The organism is Marichromatium sp. PS1, from assembly GCF_041155115.1.
Lineage (GTDB): Bacteria > Pseudomonadota > Gammaproteobacteria > Chromatiales > Chromatiaceae > Marichromatium > Marichromatium gracile.
Map to the genome: position 1 here is coordinate 1 of NZ_BAAFHB010000003.1, position 14,953 is coordinate 14,953.

10 protein-coding genes are annotated in these 14,953 nt (G+C 68.3%); 6 read left to right on the plus strand and 4 right to left on the minus strand.

Annotation, left to right across the window (positions count from 1 at the left end; genetic code table 11):
• Positions 1–1,053 (minus strand): sigma-54 interaction domain-containing protein (locus ACAM26_RS09080; RefSeq protein ID WP_369613486.1); only part of this gene is annotated, 1,053 nt, incomplete at its 3' end.
• A gap of 404 nt (positions 1,054–1,457) precedes the next feature.
• Positions 1,458–2,351 (minus strand): serine protease, encoded by an 894-nt coding sequence (locus tag ACAM26_RS09085; protein ID WP_369613470.1) that lies wholly within the window; start codon positions 2,349–2,351, stop codon positions 1,458–1,460.
• Positions 2,352–2,595: 244 nt separating this feature from the next.
• On the opposite strand from ACAM26_RS09085, the gene ACAM26_RS09090 reads away from it, so the two are divergent.
• The gene (locus ACAM26_RS09090; protein WP_190288051.1) at positions 2,596–3,333 is read left to right on the plus strand and encodes a PEP-CTERM/exosortase system-associated acyltransferase; all 738 of its coding nucleotides are present in this window, start codon (positions 2,596–2,598) and stop codon (positions 3,331–3,333) included.
• A 14-nt stretch (positions 3,334–3,347) separates the two neighbouring features.
• On the opposite strand, the gene ACAM26_RS09095 is transcribed toward ACAM26_RS09090, so the two are convergent.
• Positions 3,348–3,884, minus strand: a complete 537-nt coding sequence (locus ACAM26_RS09095) for a hypothetical protein (protein ID WP_132229873.1) — start codon at positions 3,882–3,884, stop codon at positions 3,348–3,350.
• A 263-nt stretch (positions 3,885–4,147) separates the two neighbouring features.
• Here ACAM26_RS09095 and ACAM26_RS09100 point away from each other — a divergent pair, with 263 nt between their 5' ends.
• The 3 genes from ACAM26_RS09100 (at position 4,148) to prsT (ending at position 10,459) form a co-directional block, all read left to right on the plus strand.
• Positions 4,148–5,764 (plus strand): FAD-binding oxidoreductase, encoded by a 1,617-nt coding sequence (locus ACAM26_RS09100; RefSeq protein ID WP_369613471.1) that lies wholly within the window; start codon positions 4,148–4,150, stop codon positions 5,762–5,764.
• A 49-nt stretch (positions 5,765–5,813) separates the two neighbouring features.
• Positions 5,814–6,602 (plus strand): class I SAM-dependent methyltransferase, encoded by a 789-nt coding sequence (locus tag ACAM26_RS09105; RefSeq protein ID WP_123140331.1) that lies wholly within the window; start codon positions 5,814–5,816, stop codon positions 6,600–6,602.
• A gap of 149 nt (positions 6,603–6,751) precedes the next feature.
• Positions 6,752–10,459, plus strand: a complete 3,708-nt coding sequence (gene prsT / locus ACAM26_RS09110) for an XrtA/PEP-CTERM system TPR-repeat protein PrsT (RefSeq protein ID WP_369613472.1) — start codon at positions 6,752–6,754, stop codon at positions 10,457–10,459.
• Between the two features lie 134 nt (positions 10,460–10,593).
• Here prsT and ACAM26_RS09115 read toward each other — a convergent pair whose 3' ends face one another.
• On the minus strand, positions 10,594–10,791 hold the full coding sequence (locus tag ACAM26_RS09115) for a hypothetical protein (protein WP_132229879.1): 198 nt from the start codon (positions 10,789–10,791) through the stop codon (positions 10,594–10,596).
• Between the two features lie 569 nt (positions 10,792–11,360).
• Here ACAM26_RS09115 and ACAM26_RS09120 point away from each other — a divergent pair.
• Together ACAM26_RS09120 and prsK are read left to right on the plus strand one after the other, a co-directional pair.
• A complete protein-coding gene (locus ACAM26_RS09120) occupies positions 11,361–13,472 on the plus strand; it encodes an AAA family ATPase (protein ID WP_369613487.1) in 2,112 nt (703 codons plus the stop codon).
• On the plus strand, positions 13,469–14,953 hold a 1,485-nt coding region (gene prsK, locus ACAM26_RS09125), incomplete at its 3' end, for an XrtA/PEP-CTERM system histidine kinase PrsK (protein WP_369613488.1). The genes ACAM26_RS09120 and prsK, both read left to right, overlap by 4 nt.

The following is a 14,953-nucleotide window of genomic DNA, read 5'->3' on the forward strand; positions in this document are numbered from 1 at the left end:
GAGCACGGTGGCCAGGTGCAGCAGGTTGCGCAGCTCGCGGATGTTGCCCGGGAACTGGTAGAGCAGGAGCTTGCGCAGCGCATCCTTGGTGATCCGGTAAGGGTGGCCCGACTGCGCCGAGATCTCCTGTAGCAGGTGCTCGGTGAGTTCGGGGATGTCGGCGCGCCGTCCGCGCAGCGGCGGAATCGCCAGCGGCAGGACGGCGAGACGATAGTAGAGGTCCTGGCGGAAGTGCCCCTGCTGGACCATGGCGAGGAGGTCGCGATGGGTGGCGCTGACCACGCGCACATTGGCCTGGCGGATCTTGGTCGAGCCGACCTGTCTGAACATGCCGCTCTCGAGCGCGCGCAGCAGCTTGGGCTGTTGCGAGAGCGGCAGCTCGCCGATCTCATCGAGGAACAGTGTCCCGGCGTCGGCCAGTTCGAGCAGGCCGGTTTTGTTGCCGACGGCGCCGGTGAAGGCCCCCTTGACGTGGCCGAACAGCTCGCTCTCGAACAGGTCCTCGCTGAGCACCGTGCAATCGACCACCACGAAGGGGCCGTTGGCGCGGGTGGAGTGCTGGTGAAGGAACTCGGCGGCCAGCTCCTTGCCCGAGCCGGTCTCGCCCTGGAGCAGCACGGAGACATCGGTGGCGGCGGCGCGCTTGAGTTCCTGGACGAGGCCACGCATCTGCTCCGAGCGACCGATCATCCGTCCGGGCTGGCGCTGCCCCTGGAACAGGTGCAGTGATTCGCCGAGAAAGATCTGCCCCTGGCCGTCGACGATGGGGAAGCCCTGGATCTGGGCGAAGTGGACCTCGCCCCGGCCATCGGCCAGGGCGCGGGTCTCGACATAGGGTTCCAGGTCACGGAAGAAGCGGCGATGACGGCAGCCGTCCTCGGCGGCGTTCGCATCCAGTCGACAGCAGGGGCTGCCGATCAATTCGCTGGTGTCGTATCCCAGGGTGGTCTCGAGCGATGCATTGACACTGCGGATGCGCGCGTCGGCATCGATGACCACGAAGGGGTTTCTCTGGGCGAGCAGCAGGCTCGAGAAGTACGGTGTCCGCGACATGGGGGGCTAGGCTGTGTCCTGACGTCCTCCACTCCCGGCGCCGTCGGGGCTCCGCCGTGCGCGTGATCGTGAGAGTGGCCATTGTGGTATTGAGCCGCCCCGGGACGCACGAGCGTCCAGGCCGACCGGTATCCGTCGAGCAGCGTGGGGCGGGCGCCCTGAACGGCGCAGCCACGACGCGCGGCGGCTCGGGTGTCGCGGTTGGCCAGCGTGGGCGGGTACCAAGGCAGTGTAGCAGTGCCCGCGCGGGCCTCTCAAAGACAGCGCATACCATCGCCTCCCCCCGCCGTTGTCGATGCTGTGGCCTGGAACGCTCGAGGTCAAGCGCATGACCATGGCGGTTATGGGCAGGCGGTGTCGCCCGCTGTCTGCCAGATCTGGCAGTGGCCAGACCCGCTCCGGGGTCATCGCCAGCACTCGACCCGTGCGATGAATGCGTGGGTGTACTCGAGCATGTCGTCCGGCGGTGTCGATGGCGCCGTTTCCTCGATGCCGATGCCGTGCCGCTCGAGGAACGGCAGGGTGACGGTGTTGGGGATGGAGACCCCGATGTTGCGCACCACGCGTCCGGTGTGCTCGTAGACCGCCGGGGTGTCGACCGCGGCGAAGACCACGCCGACCACTCGACCATCGTCGGCGAGGACCGGGCCGCCGCTGTTGCCGGGGCGGATGTCGGCATTGAGGGTGAGGGTGCGCGGTGGGGTGGTGATCAGCCGGGTGGGGGCGATGGTGCCGATGGTCAGCAGCGGGCGCAGTGGCGGCAGTCCCTGGTTGGGATAGCCGACGATTGCCACCGTCTCGGGCAGTGGGGCATCGAGCGGCATGAAGGGGGCGGCGCGTTCCGGGCGATAGTCGGTGGCGAGCAGCGCCAGATCGGCGCGGCTGTCCACCGCGATGGGGCGGGCCGGCGCCATCTCGCCGTGATCGCGCGAGACGGTGATGGTGGTGCAGTTGTTGACCACGTGGGCGTTGGTGAGCAGGTGTCCGGCTGGATCGACGAAGAAGCCGGCGCCGATGCGCTCGAGGCGCCTGCCGAGTACCCGGGGGTTGCTGTTGACCTCGAGCGAGTCGCGTACATAGCTGCGCCGCCGCTCACGGATGGCCGCCGCCTCGGCATCGCTCACCGCGCGACCCTGACAGTCCTCCTGACGGGTACGGACCACCATCTCGCGTTGTGCGTCGTAGCAGTTGACCAGGGTGGCGCCCACCACGGTGCGGGTGGGCAGGATGCCTGTCAGCAGCAGGAGCACGACGGGCAGGGTGATGAGCGCCGGTCGCGCGCAGGGGAGGGCGTGCATGCTTGGAGTTCCTGTTCGGTCGGGCCATATGGTCGGGAGGAGAGGCCGGTGTCAGCGCTGCCGGTCTGCTTCGCGGTCTGCGTTGCGTGTTCCTCGGAGTGATCTGGATCCTACAATCGGTCATGATAAGCATGACCCCGTCATCGTCGAGAGGTGGCTCGCTGGCGCCATGTGGCAGCCTGGACGGTTGCGGGGCCCGACGATTAAGGACGCAAACCCGTTTCTGCCAGGGAGACCCCTTTCCATGTCGAAGGTCGATCTCGTTACACCGTACAAGGAATACTTCAAGATCATCGCGGCGACAACGGACGAGTTGCGCGACCGGGTGTTCGCGCTGCGCTATGAGGTGTACTGCAAGGAACTCGGCTGGGAGGATGCCGCAGCCTTTCCGGACCAGCGTGAAACCGACGCCTTCGATGATGATGCCGTGCACTGTCTGCTGTTCCATCGCCGCTCGGGGCGCGATGCCGGCACCGTCCGCCTGGTTCGCTCCCGCCCCGAGGATCCCGAGCCTAGGTTGCCGCTGATCGAGCACTATGATCGCAGTCTGTTCCGCACCGAGCACAATCCGCTGACCATGCCCAAGGGCTGTTTCGGCGAGATCTCCAGGCTGGCCCTGCACGAGCAGTTCAGGCGTCGCCCGGGGGAGCAGTCGACGCCCGAGGGACATGGCACCGAACTCTTCCAGTGGAGCCAGGATGATCGCCGCCGGTTCCCGCACATGGCGCTGGGGCTGTATCTGGCGGCGGCGACCATCGGTCTGTCCGAGGGCATGGAGGGCGTCTACGCGATGATGGAGCCACGGCTGGCGCGTCATCTGCACTTCGGCGGCATCTATTTCGAGCAGGTCGGCGAGGCGATCGAGTTTCGCGGCGCGCGCGCGCCCTTCTACATCTCGCGCCAGATGCTGTTCGAGCGTCTCACGCCGCCGCTGCAGGCATTGCTCGATGCCATCGCCGAGGATCTCGACGTGGCGCTGTGAGGTTCGCGGCATGCTCACAGCGTCTTGCTGCCGGCGCGGCCGAAGGCTGGGTTGTGATCGAGCTGCGGGATGTAGCGGCTCTGTGTGAAGGCGTGTCGACTGCAGTCCTCCACCCGTCCGATCATCGGCACCACATGATCGCCGATCTCGGGGATCCACAGCGGTTCATGGATCGGCCTGAAACCGATGCGTCGATACAGTGGGGTCAGCTTCGGGGTCGAGTTGAGGATGACGTGGGTTGCGCCCCAGTGCTGGAAGCAGTGGGTCGCGGCCCGGAAGAGTGCGCGCAGGATGTTGTAGCGTCGGCGCCAGGGGCTGCGGATCACCAGCATGCTGCCCGATGCGGCAAGACAACGACCGCCCGGTTGCTGCTCATGCATACGCAGCTCGGCGATGGCGGGACGGAAGTCGAAGTGGGTCTCGGGGGGGAGTCCGTGGCCGGTCTCGAGGTTGACGCGGATGGCCGCCACCGGTTGCGCGCGATCATAGGCGAGGATGTGGCGCACCCCCCCGAGCCGGTCGAAGCGATCGGTGAGTTTCGCCGCGGGCAACGGGACTCCGCCGTAGCGCCCTTCCTCGACGATGTACACTTGGTGTCTGAGCCAGAAGGCGTCCTCGATTTGATCTGGCGTCCTAGCGATCAGTATCTTAATCGTCATCGTCGATGATAGAGCTGTGCTTTTTGGGCTGGTCGCGTCCGCTGCGGTCCATGGTTGAGCCATGCTAACGGATTCGTGCACTGGGTCACATTCTTTTCACACGAGCGGTTGCATCGGCGGGAGGATTACACGCAATGGAGGCACGAAGGATGTGCATGAGCGACGCTGCCGACCTGAACTCGGCGCTGGAACTCTGGAAGGAGCAGCTCGGAGCGCAGCGTGTTCTGGTCGGCGAGGCGGCCGAACGCAGGTACGGAGGCGACACCACCGGAACGCAGCGTCGGATCGCCGCTGCGCTGCTGGTCGAGGACGCCGGCCAGGTTGCCCCCCTGGTGAGCGTTGCCGCCTGCCACGGGCTCTCCCTGTATCCGATCAGCACGGGCAGGAACTGGGGGTATGGCGGCGCTCTGCCAGTTCGCGATGACTGCGTGATCGTCGATCTCGGCGCGCTGCGCCGGATTCTCGACTTCGATCCCGAGCTCGGCGTGGTCACCCTCGAGCCCGGGGTGACCCAGGCGCAGCTCGCCGAGTTTCTCGACCAGGGCGAGCACCCCTTCCTGGTGCCGGTGACCGGTGCCGGTCCACACTGCAGCCTGATCGGCAATGCGCTGGAACGTGGCTACGGCATCACCCCGCATATCGATCATTTCGGCGCGCTGACCGACCTCGAGGCGGTGCTCGCCGATGGCTCGATCTATCGCTCGATGCTCAGCGAGGCCGGTGGCGAGGGCCTCGCCCGGTTGTTTCGCTGGGGCATCGGTCCCTATACCAACGGGCTCTTCACCCAGAGCGGCTTTGGCATCGTCACCCGTGCCAGCATCGCGCTGGCGCGCCGCCCCGAACGGGTCGGCATCTTTCTCTTCAGCCTCAGGAACGAGGCGGCGCTCGAGTCGGCCATCATCCGCGTGCGCGATATCCTGCAGCGTCTACCCGGGGTGGTCGGCGGGGTGAACCTGATGAATCGTCGCCGCGTGCTCGCCATGGCCGCGCCCTATCCGCAGTCGCGTCTCGACCGGCACGGGCTGATCCCCCAGGCGGTGATCGACGAACTCGGCGCCCAGTATCAGGTGCTGCCCTGGACCGGCTTCGGCACCCTCTACGGCTCGGCGGCGGTGATGGCCGCGGCGCGCCGCGAGATCCGTCGCGCGCTCTCTGGGGTCGGCGTGCGGCTGATCTTCCTCAGCCCGGAGCGCGCCGCGCAGCTTGCCCGGTTCGCACGCTGGCTGCCCGGCCGTATCGGTCGTGGTCTGGCCAGTACCGCCATGACCCTCGCCAGCTCGCTCGAACTGGTGGCCGGTCGTCCCAACCAGACGGCGCTGCCGCTGTGCTACTGGCGCAACCCGGCGGCGATGGGCGAGGGGATGCTCGATCCGGCGCGCGATGGTTGTGGTCTGCGCTGGTACTCGCCGCTGGTGCCGATGCGCCCGCGTCAGGTGCGCGAATATGTCGACATGGTCGAGCGCATCGGGTTGGAGCACGGCATCGAGCCCCTGATCACCCTCACCAGCCTCAACGACCGGGTGTTCGACAGCACGGTGCCGCTGATCTTCGCCCGTGACGAGAGCGGTGCCGGCCAGCGCGCCGCGCGCGCGTGTCATCGCGCGCTGGTGGCGGCCGGACGCGAGATCGGTTGTTTTCCCTATCGCGTGGGGGTCGATGGCATGGGCGAGCTCGACAGCCTGCTCGATCACTCCAGGGACTTCGGGCGGCGGCTGCGCCAGGCCCTCGATCCCGACGGGGTGATCGCGCCTGGTCGTTACGAGGGGGGCTGATGCCGCACCTCGGGACGGACCCCTTCACCGATCAGGAGCCTGGCCGACGATGATGCAACAACGTATCCATCTCTTCGAACTCGAGGATCTGCCCTGGTTACCGGCCGCGATCCGCGACGGTATCACCGACTTCCTCGAGTTCGCGGTGCGGGTTCCCGACCTCTATCGTCCGGTGGCGCCGCGTCTCGAACGTGCCCTGAAGGAGAGCGGGGCGTCGACCATCCTCGACCTTTGCGCCGGCGGCGGCGGTCCCTGGATGCGGATGCTCGATCAGCTCGGTCCGGTTCGCGCCGGCGAGGTCCGCGTGTTGGTGAGCGATCTCTATCCCAATCGCACCGCCCTGGCGCGGCTGCGCGAGCAGGCCGGGGCGCGGGTCGAGGTGGTCGAGCGCTCGGTGAGCGCGATGGCGGTGCCGCGAGATCTCGAAGGCTTCCGCACCCTGTTCTCCGCCTTCCATCACTTTCGCCCGCGCGAGGCGCGGGCGATCCTCGCCGATGCCGTCGAGCAGGGGCGGGGGATCGCGGTGTTCGAGTCGACCCAGCGGCATCCGCTGCTGCTGCTCTATATGCTCTTCACCCCCCTGCTGGTGCTGCTTGCCACCCCCTTCATCCGTCCCTTTCGCTGGAGCCGGCTGTTCTGGACCTATCTGATCCCGGCGATCCCGCTGGCGGTGATGTTCGACGGTATCGTCTCCTGTCTGCGCACCTACAGCGTCGCCGAACTCGATGCGCTCACCCGTGGGCTCGAGCGCGAGGGTTATCGCTGGGAGCGTGGCGTGGCGCGGCTGGGACCCTTGCCGGTGGGGGTGACCTATCTCATCGGATTGCCGGGGCGCTGAGCGGGCACCCGTCTCGGCTCCTGGTGTCTGTCGGTGATCGCGCCGGCAGTACACTCGTGCAACGAAGGTGAGGGCGTGTCGTGCTGGCCTCGGACGCCCCGCCTCGAGGCCATTTCGCAAGAGGATGATCGATGTCGCGTGCAACGAAAATGATCGAGCTGGTCGCAGTCTCCACCGCACTGACGCTGTTGAGCGGGGCTGCCCTGGCCACCCCCGCCGACCCCCTGCAGCGCGGCGCCGCCGCCCTCGACGAGGGTGAGCCGCGGGTGGCGGTGATCGAGCTGAAGAATGCCCTGCAGGCTGATCCGCGCAATGCCCGGGCCCGGGTCCTGCTCGGGCGCGCCCTGCTCGCTCAGGGGGATGTCAACGCCGCCGCCCAGGAGTTCGCGCGTGCACAGCGACTCGGCGCCGATGCCGCGCTGCTCCAGCCCTGGCTCGCCCGCGCCTGGCTGCGTCGTGGCGAGTTCGAGCAGTTGCGCGCGCTCGAGGTGACCCCGGAGCTGTCGCCCGCGCATCGTGCCGAGCTGCTCGCGCTGCGTGCCGAGGCCGAGCTGGCTGACGGCGAGTCGGGCGCGGCGCGGGCGACGCTCGAGCGTGCCGCTGCGCTGCAGCCCGATGCGCCCGCGGTAAAGCTCGCCCTGGCCCGCGTCGAGGTCGCCGAGGGGGCGGTCGATGAGGCGCGTGCGCGGCTCGCGACCCTGCTCGAAAACGCCCCGGAGGCAACCCGGGCCTGGTCGCTGAGCGGTGAGCTGGCGCGCCAGGCGGGTGACATGGACGCGGCCGAGGCGGCCTTTTCGCAGGCCTTGGAAGACCCGTTGGAGCAGGCCCAGGCGCGTCTCAATCGGGCCTATGTGCGGATCCAGGATGGTCGACTCGATGCGGCCCAGGCCGATCTCGATCAGCTGCGCCGCGCCGCGCCCGACAATCCGCTGGTCAAGTACGCGCAGGGCTTGCTGTTCTACAGCCGTGAGGACTATGCCGCCGCGATCGAGCAGCTGGATGCCGCGCTCGGTGCGCTGCCCGATTTCGCCCCGGCGCAGTCGTTGGCGGGGGCGACGCGACTGGCGCTGGGCGAGCCCGAACTCGCGCGCATCCATCTCGAGCGCGCCCGCTCGCTGCGCCCGGATGATGCGTCGACCCAGCGGCTGTTGGCGATGACCCTGTTGCAGCAGGGCGAGGCGGCCAAGGCCGAGCAGCTGGCGCGCGCGGTGCTCGAGCGTCAGCCCGAGGACCTCGCCACCATGGACCTGCTGGCAAGCGCTCTGCTGCAGCAGGGCCGGCGCGAGGAGAGCCTGCCCTATCTGCGGCGGGTCAAGGCGGAGCTGCCCGACTCCCCCGTGGCCAGCGCGCGGCTCGGTGCGGCGCTGCTCGCCGACCCCGGATCCGACGAGGGGGTGCTGGAGTTGCAGGCCGCGCTGGCGCAGGACCCCGATTTCCAGGGCGCGGCCGAGCAGTTGGTGATCGGTCGGTTGGCTCGCGGTGAATTCGACCAGGCACTGGCCGCGGCGCGTGACTATCGCGACCGTCACCCCGACTCGGCGCGCGCCCACACCCTGCTCGGGGTGGTCGAGCTGCGTCGCGAGGCGTCGCAGGCTGCGCGCGCGGCGTTCGAGCAGGCGCTGGCGCTGGATGCCTCGGACCTTGCCGCGACCACCGGACTGGCGACCCTGGCGCTCGCGCGTCAGGACCTTGCCGAGGCGCGGCGGCTGTTCGGCGAGAGTCTCGAGGCGCGTCCCGATGATCCGCGGGTGCTGATCGCCCTGGCCCGGATCGCACTGACCGAGGGCGAGACCGCACAGGCGCAGGCACTGCTCGAGCGGGCGGTGACGCACAACCCCGAGACACTGGCTCCCAGACTCTATCTGGCCGCCTATCTGTTGCGTCACGGTGAGCCCGGGCAGGCGCTCGAGATGCTCGATGCGGCGCGTGCGCGCTTTGCCGAGACCCCGGTGCTGCTCGGTCTGATCGCGGATGCGCAGCTCGCCCTCGCGCGTCACGGCGCCGCGCGCGATACCCTGATGCGTCTGGTCGAGCTGGCACCCGCCGACCCCCGGGTGCGGGTCGCCCTGGCGACCAGTCTGGTGGGTCTGGACGAACTCCCCGCCGCGCGCGACCAGCTCGATCGTGCCCTGGTGATCGATTCCGAGTTCGCTCCGGCGCTTGCCTGGTCGGCACGGCTGGCGCTGGCCGAGGGTGAGTTCGAGCAGGCCGAGGCGCGGCTGGAGCAGCTGCGCCGGGTCCGTGGCGCGCTCGATGCCGATGTGCTGCTGATCCAGGGCCAGTTGGCGCAGCAGCGCGGTGATCTGTCGAGCGTCGCCGATGCCTTCACCGAGCTGCTCGAGGGCGCGAGCGAGGACCCTGCGCTCGGCCTCGACCCGCAGCGTCTCGACGCCGCCGAGCAGCTGGTGCTCGGTCAGGTGCGACGTGGTGACCTGGCCGCTGCGATCGATGCCGCGCGCGCACTCTGTGCGCGTGAACCCGATGCCGCGCGACCGCGTGCGCTGCTCGGGATGATCTATCTGCGCGCCGATCAGCGCGAGGCGGCGGCGACGGCCTTCGCCGAGGCGCTCGACCGCGACCCCGGCATGGCGATGGCGGTCGACGGGCTGGTCTCGCTCGATCTCGAGGGCGATGATCCGGACACCGCCGCGGGGCGTTATCGCAGTGCGCTGGAGTCGGCGCCCGGAGACGCCGAACTGCTGATCGGCCAGGCGCGGCTGGCACTGCTGCGTGAGGATCCGCAAGGCGCGCAGCAGGCCCTCGAGGCGGCGGTGGCGGCCAACCCCGAGCAGCTGCGTCCGCGGCTCTATCTGGCGGCCTACCAGCTGCAGCGTGGCCAGCCACAGGAGGCCCTCGACGTGCTTGGCACCGTGGCGGCGGCCCATGCCGATGCCCCCGATCTGCTCGGGCTGCGCGCCGAGGCCCAGCTCGCGCTGGGGCACAACGAGGACGCGCGTCAGAGCCTGGTGGAACTGGCCCGGCTGCAGCCGGGTGCGCCCGGGATATTGACCGCCCTGGCGACCGCCGAGGCGCGGCTGGGACGCATGGCGCTGGCCGAGGAGGCGCTGCGACGCGCCCTGGAGCAAGCGCCCGATTCGGTCGCCGCGCACGCCGGGCTGGTCCGGTTGGCGCTGGCCGAAGAGGACATGGTGTTGGCCGGTGAGCGACTCGAGTCACTGCGGGCAGTGGTCGGTGAGGCGCACCCCGAGGTGCTGCTGCTCGAGGGGTTGATCGCCGACGGACAGGGGGATGGCGTGGCTGCACTGGCCAGCTATCAGCGTCTGTTCGAGGTGGCGCCGAACTCGGTCAACCTGCTGCGGCTGGCGCGAGCGCAGCGCCAGGCCGATGATCCGGCGGCCGCTGTCGCGACCCTTGAGGGCTGGCTCGTGGAGCACCCCGAGGATGTCCGCATTCAGTTCAACCTGGCGCAGACACAGATGGAGGTCGGGGAGTTGTCACAGGCGATTGCCGCCTTCGAGCGCACCATCGAGATCGCGCCGGAACATGCCATCGCGCTCAACAACCTGGCCTGGTTGATCCGCGACCGGGATCGTGCGCGTGCCCTGGACTATGCACGCCGCGCCTATGCCGCGGCACCTGAGTCGGCAGACGTGGCCGACACCCTGGCCGTGGTGTTGTTCGAGGAGGGCGCGCTCGACGAGGCGAGACGGATCATCGACGAGGCCCAGGCGCTCGCGCCGAAGAGCGCGACGGTGCGCTTCCACAAGGCGCAGATCCTGGTCTCCCAGGGGCTCGACGATGAGGCCGGACGGTTGCTTGAGTCGACCCTCGCCGATGTCGCAGACTTCCCCGAGCGCACCGAGGCCGAGTCGTTGCTCGAGAGTCTCGATCGCTGAACTCCGCGCCCCGTTTCGTCCGAGCCGATCCGGGGCCCTCGTGCATCGGCCTCGCCCCATCCGGGGAGAGGCCTGACACCCGCTCCGTCGGACACGATCTGTCGGCCACTGCCGGCAGATCGTGTCGGTGCGCGTCAGGTCAGCGCCTGATGGCTGGTGTGGTGCTCCTTGTCATAGCGTTGCAGCAGACAGCGATAGACATTGACCAGAACCTCCTCTCTGAAGGTCGCCGGCGGGGTCAGGTCAGCGATCTCGCGCCGGTAATGATCGATGCGTGCGTCGAGATTCATTTCATCGATTGCAACGTCGTTATCGTTCTGATGCTTGTGCATGATTCGGCCTGCTTGTCGTGCGTGAAGTGGATGCGAGCGCGGGGACGGTCATTGCCGTTCCGTGCCGGCTGAGCGGCCCGCTCTAGGCAGCAAAATACGTGCCTTTCTGGTCTTCATGAGCGACATCCGTATCTGCCTGACTGCGAGGGCGTTGTCGAGCGCCCCAGTGGTGCCGCCATACGCGGCATGAGAACGGTTGTGCGCGAACGGGTCGTGGTGCAATGGGTCGTTCACCGTCTTCACATTGCTGCCGTGCGACGCGAGTGTCAGAATCTGACGACCTGTTGCCAATGCTGCCCGTCGTCTTGTTCTATCAGTCCTTGAGTGCGAGATGGGGGCTGGCGCGGCTGCTCGTACGCTACCGCAGATGCGTGTGTCAGGTGCGTCTTCTTTTCCGATATTCGTAGTTGCGGTCTGGCCCTTGTATTGCAATGTCGACTGCACGCAGACAGGGGGGATGCCGACATTTAGGGCAGTGCGCCGCCGTAGCCACTGCCACTGGCCACACCCCGTGATCTTTACCACGAAAAGCATCGCGCCGCCAGATCGATCAGAGGTCTTGAGCCATTATGTACGAGCATTTCTATGCCCTCGGGGCCGATCCGTTTCGCTTGAGCCCGGATCATCGTTTCTGTTTCACCCACAGGAACTACGCCCGTGCGCGCTCTTATATCGATTATGCGCTGCACCGTGGCGAGGGCTTCGTCATGATCACCGGTCGACCGGGGACAGGCAAGACCACGCTGATCAATGACCTGCTCGATCGTCTGCCGACACAGGAGGTGTCCGTCTCCATGTTGGTCAGCACCCAGCTGGCCGCCGAGGATCTGCTGCGGATGACCGCCCACGGTTTCGGGTTGAGTGCCGGCGCCCCGCGCAAGGCGGATGTGTTGCAGGGACTGATGGCGTTCCTCGAGCGCCAGCACCAGGCCGGGCGGCGTGCCCTGCTGATCATCGACGAGGCGCAGGACCTGGCTGCCTCGGCGCTCGAGGAGCTGCGGCTGCTGACCAATCTGCAGCGCCAGGGGCGTCCGCTGCTGCAGATCGTGTTGGTCGGTCAGGAGCGGCTGCGCGAGCTGGTCCAGGGGCCGGATATGGAGCAGGTCCATCAGCGTCTGGTTGCGGCCTGGCATCTCGAGCCGCTGGGACCGGTCGAAACCTTGGCCTATGTCCGCCACCGCTTGGAGAAGGGGGGGTGGCACGGTGACCCGGAGTTCGCGCCCGGGGTGCTGCGTACCGTCTTTGAGTTCAGCGGTGGGGTGCCGCGGCGGATCAACCTGATCTGCAGCCGGTTGCTGCTGCACGGCTTCATCGAGGAGCGCCGCCTGATCAGCGCCGAGGATGCCGAGGGGGTGCTCGATGAGTTGCAGCAGGAGTCGCTGACCGGCGCGTCACCGGAGATCGAGGTCGATTGGGACGCGCTCGACCAGGGATTGAGCGCGTCGCCCGACCTTGCTCCGGTGATCGCCGAGACGCCGCGGCCTGGGGAGGCTCCGCCGTCACAGATGTCTCCGCCACCGTTGGTCGATGACGCCCCGTCCGCAAGCCAGGCCGCCGAGCCGGTGTTCGAGCTCGACGAGGCGCTCGACGGCGAGGTGCCGCCATCCGATGACGAGTTCCCGTTGCGTGAGGCGGTGTTGCTGCCCGAGGAGCTCGATGAGCTCGTCACCGAGCCGGCGGTCGCCCCTGGACGGCGTCGCTCGCCCGCCCGCTGGGTCGTCGGCGGCAGTGTCCTGGCCGCCAGCTGTCTGCTCGGTGCCTTCTATCTGCTCCAGCCGCAGCAGACCGTCGAGTTGGGGCGAGCGACCTTCGCGTGGGTGGCGCGATCGCTGCACGAGCTGAGGGTCGAGGTGATGCCCCCCGCCGCCGACGATCGGGTCGCCGGCCTCTCGCCGGCCGATGAGCCGCCACCGGCCGCGCCCGAGGCGCTATCGCCTGTCGAGACGATGCCGGCTGCTGTGGTGGTTGAGTCCGGGCTGGTGGCCGAGGAGTCGTCTGTGGCGCCACGACCGGCGCCGATCGAGCCCGAGCCCGAGCCTAACGAGCCTCGCGCACGCGCTCAGTCTCGTCCTGCGGTCGCAGTGGCCGACGCAGTCGGGTCAAGTGTGACCGCCGCCGATCAGGCGCTGCCGGTGGGGCGAGCGACCGCGGATGGGTCCATGGCGGTCTCCACCGAGGTCAGCGATGAGCCTCCGGTGCTCAGGGTGGCCGATCTCCGCTCGGTGGCGCCGTCTCCGTCGACCGCTGCCGCCGCTGTATCGGCCGTTGACAGCTCCGCGGCGGTGCGCGAGGTGTCGCGTGGGCCCTGGCCGGAGCCGCTCCAGGTGGTGTTCGGGTGGAACAGCACCGAGGTCGAGGGGCGTTTCGCCGGGCGGCTCGATGTGCTGATCGAGGCGTATCGATCGCGTGATGATCTCGGCATCGAGATCATCGGTTATTCCGACGCCCTCGGCGATCCCGCCTACAATCTCGACCTGTCGCGGCGTCGTGCACAGGCGGTTGCCGATTATCTGGTCGCCGGCGGTCTCGCCCCTGATCGATTGCGGGTCGAGGGCCGAGGTCCGGTCGAACCGGAGGCGTTGGAGGGGCAGTCGGCCGAGGCGGCCGGGTCGCGCGGTCGCATGGTCGAGCTCACCCCCTATGCGCCGGAGAGGGTGGAGATGGATGAGGAGAACGGATGAGCGTGCCCACCATCAGCTATGCGGCGGCGCTGATCGCCTATCTGGTGCTGACCCTGCTGCTGGCCACTGCGTGGCGTGGGCGCCTGTTGGGGCTGTTTGCGCTGGTGGCGAGCATGGCCGGCGTCTGCTGGGCGGCGATCGTGTTGGCGATGACGCATGGTCTGCTGCCTGCGGGGCAGTGGTCGGCGGTGGCCGAGCTGATCCGCAGTGGTGCCTGGTTCATCTTCCTGTCGCGGGTGCTGGTGGCCGAGCACGATCCGAGTCAGCTGCGTTTCTGGGCGCAGGCACCGTGGTGGGTGATCAGCGGTGGCGCGCTGCTCACCCTGGGGGTGCCGTTGCTCGAGGTCCCGCTCGGCCTCGACGGCGCCCAGGTGATCAATGCGATGCTGCTCGGCTGGGTGCTGTGGTCGATCTTCGGTCTGGTATTGCTCGAGCAGATCTTCCGCAATCGCCGCCCCGAGCAGCGCTGGGGCATCAAGCACCTGTGTCTCGGGCTCGGGGCGGTGCTCGCCTTCGACCTGTACTTCTTCTCCGATGCCCTGTTGCTGCATCGGGTCGATCCCGTGCTGTGGCAGGCGCGCGGCCTGGTGCACGCCTTGGTGGTGCCGTTGGTCGCGGTCTCGGCGGCGCGTAATCCGAGCTGGTCGCTGGAGGTGCACGTCTCGCGTCACGCGGTGTTCCACTCCGCCACGCTGACCGCCGCCGGGCTCTATCTGCTGGCGATGGCCGCCGCCGGCTACTACATCCGCTATTTCGGCGGCGCCTGGGGGGCGGTGCTGCAGATCACCTTCCTGTTCGCGGCCCTGCTGTTTCTGCTGGCGGTGCTGTTCTCGGGGCAGCTGCGCGCGCGCCTACGGGTCCTGCTCAGCAAGCACTTCTTCAGCTTCAAGTACGACTATCGCGAGGAATGGCTGGGCTTCACCACGGCACTGTCGCGTCCCGGCGTGGCGTTGCCGGAGGCGGTGATCTCGGCGCTCGGCGGGATCGTCAACAGCCCGGGCGGGATGCTTTGGGTGAAAGGTGAGCACGGCGCGTTCGAGTTCTGTGCCCAGAGCCATTTGGGTGAGTCGCAGGCGCAGATCCTCGCTGCCGACGCGCCGATGATCACCTTCCTGGCGCGCAGCGGCTGGGTGGTCGATCTCGAGGAGTATCGCAGCCACCCGGAGCGCTACCAGGGCTTCTCGGCGCCGTCCTGGCTCGCGTCGCTGGCCGATGCCTGGTTGATCATCCCATTGCTGCATCGCGAGTCGCTGTGCGGCTTCGTGGTGCTGGCCCGCCCGGGAGGCGCCGGGGCGCTCAACTGGGAGGACCGCTCACTGTTGCGCACCGCGGGGCGTCAGGCGGCGACCCATGTCGCTCAGCACCTGGCCGACCAGGCGCTGATCAGGGCGCGTCAGTTCGAGGCGTTCAGCCAGCTCTCGGCCTATGTCGCTCATGACCTCAAGAACCTGCTCGCCCAGCAGTCCCTGCTGGTCTCCAAT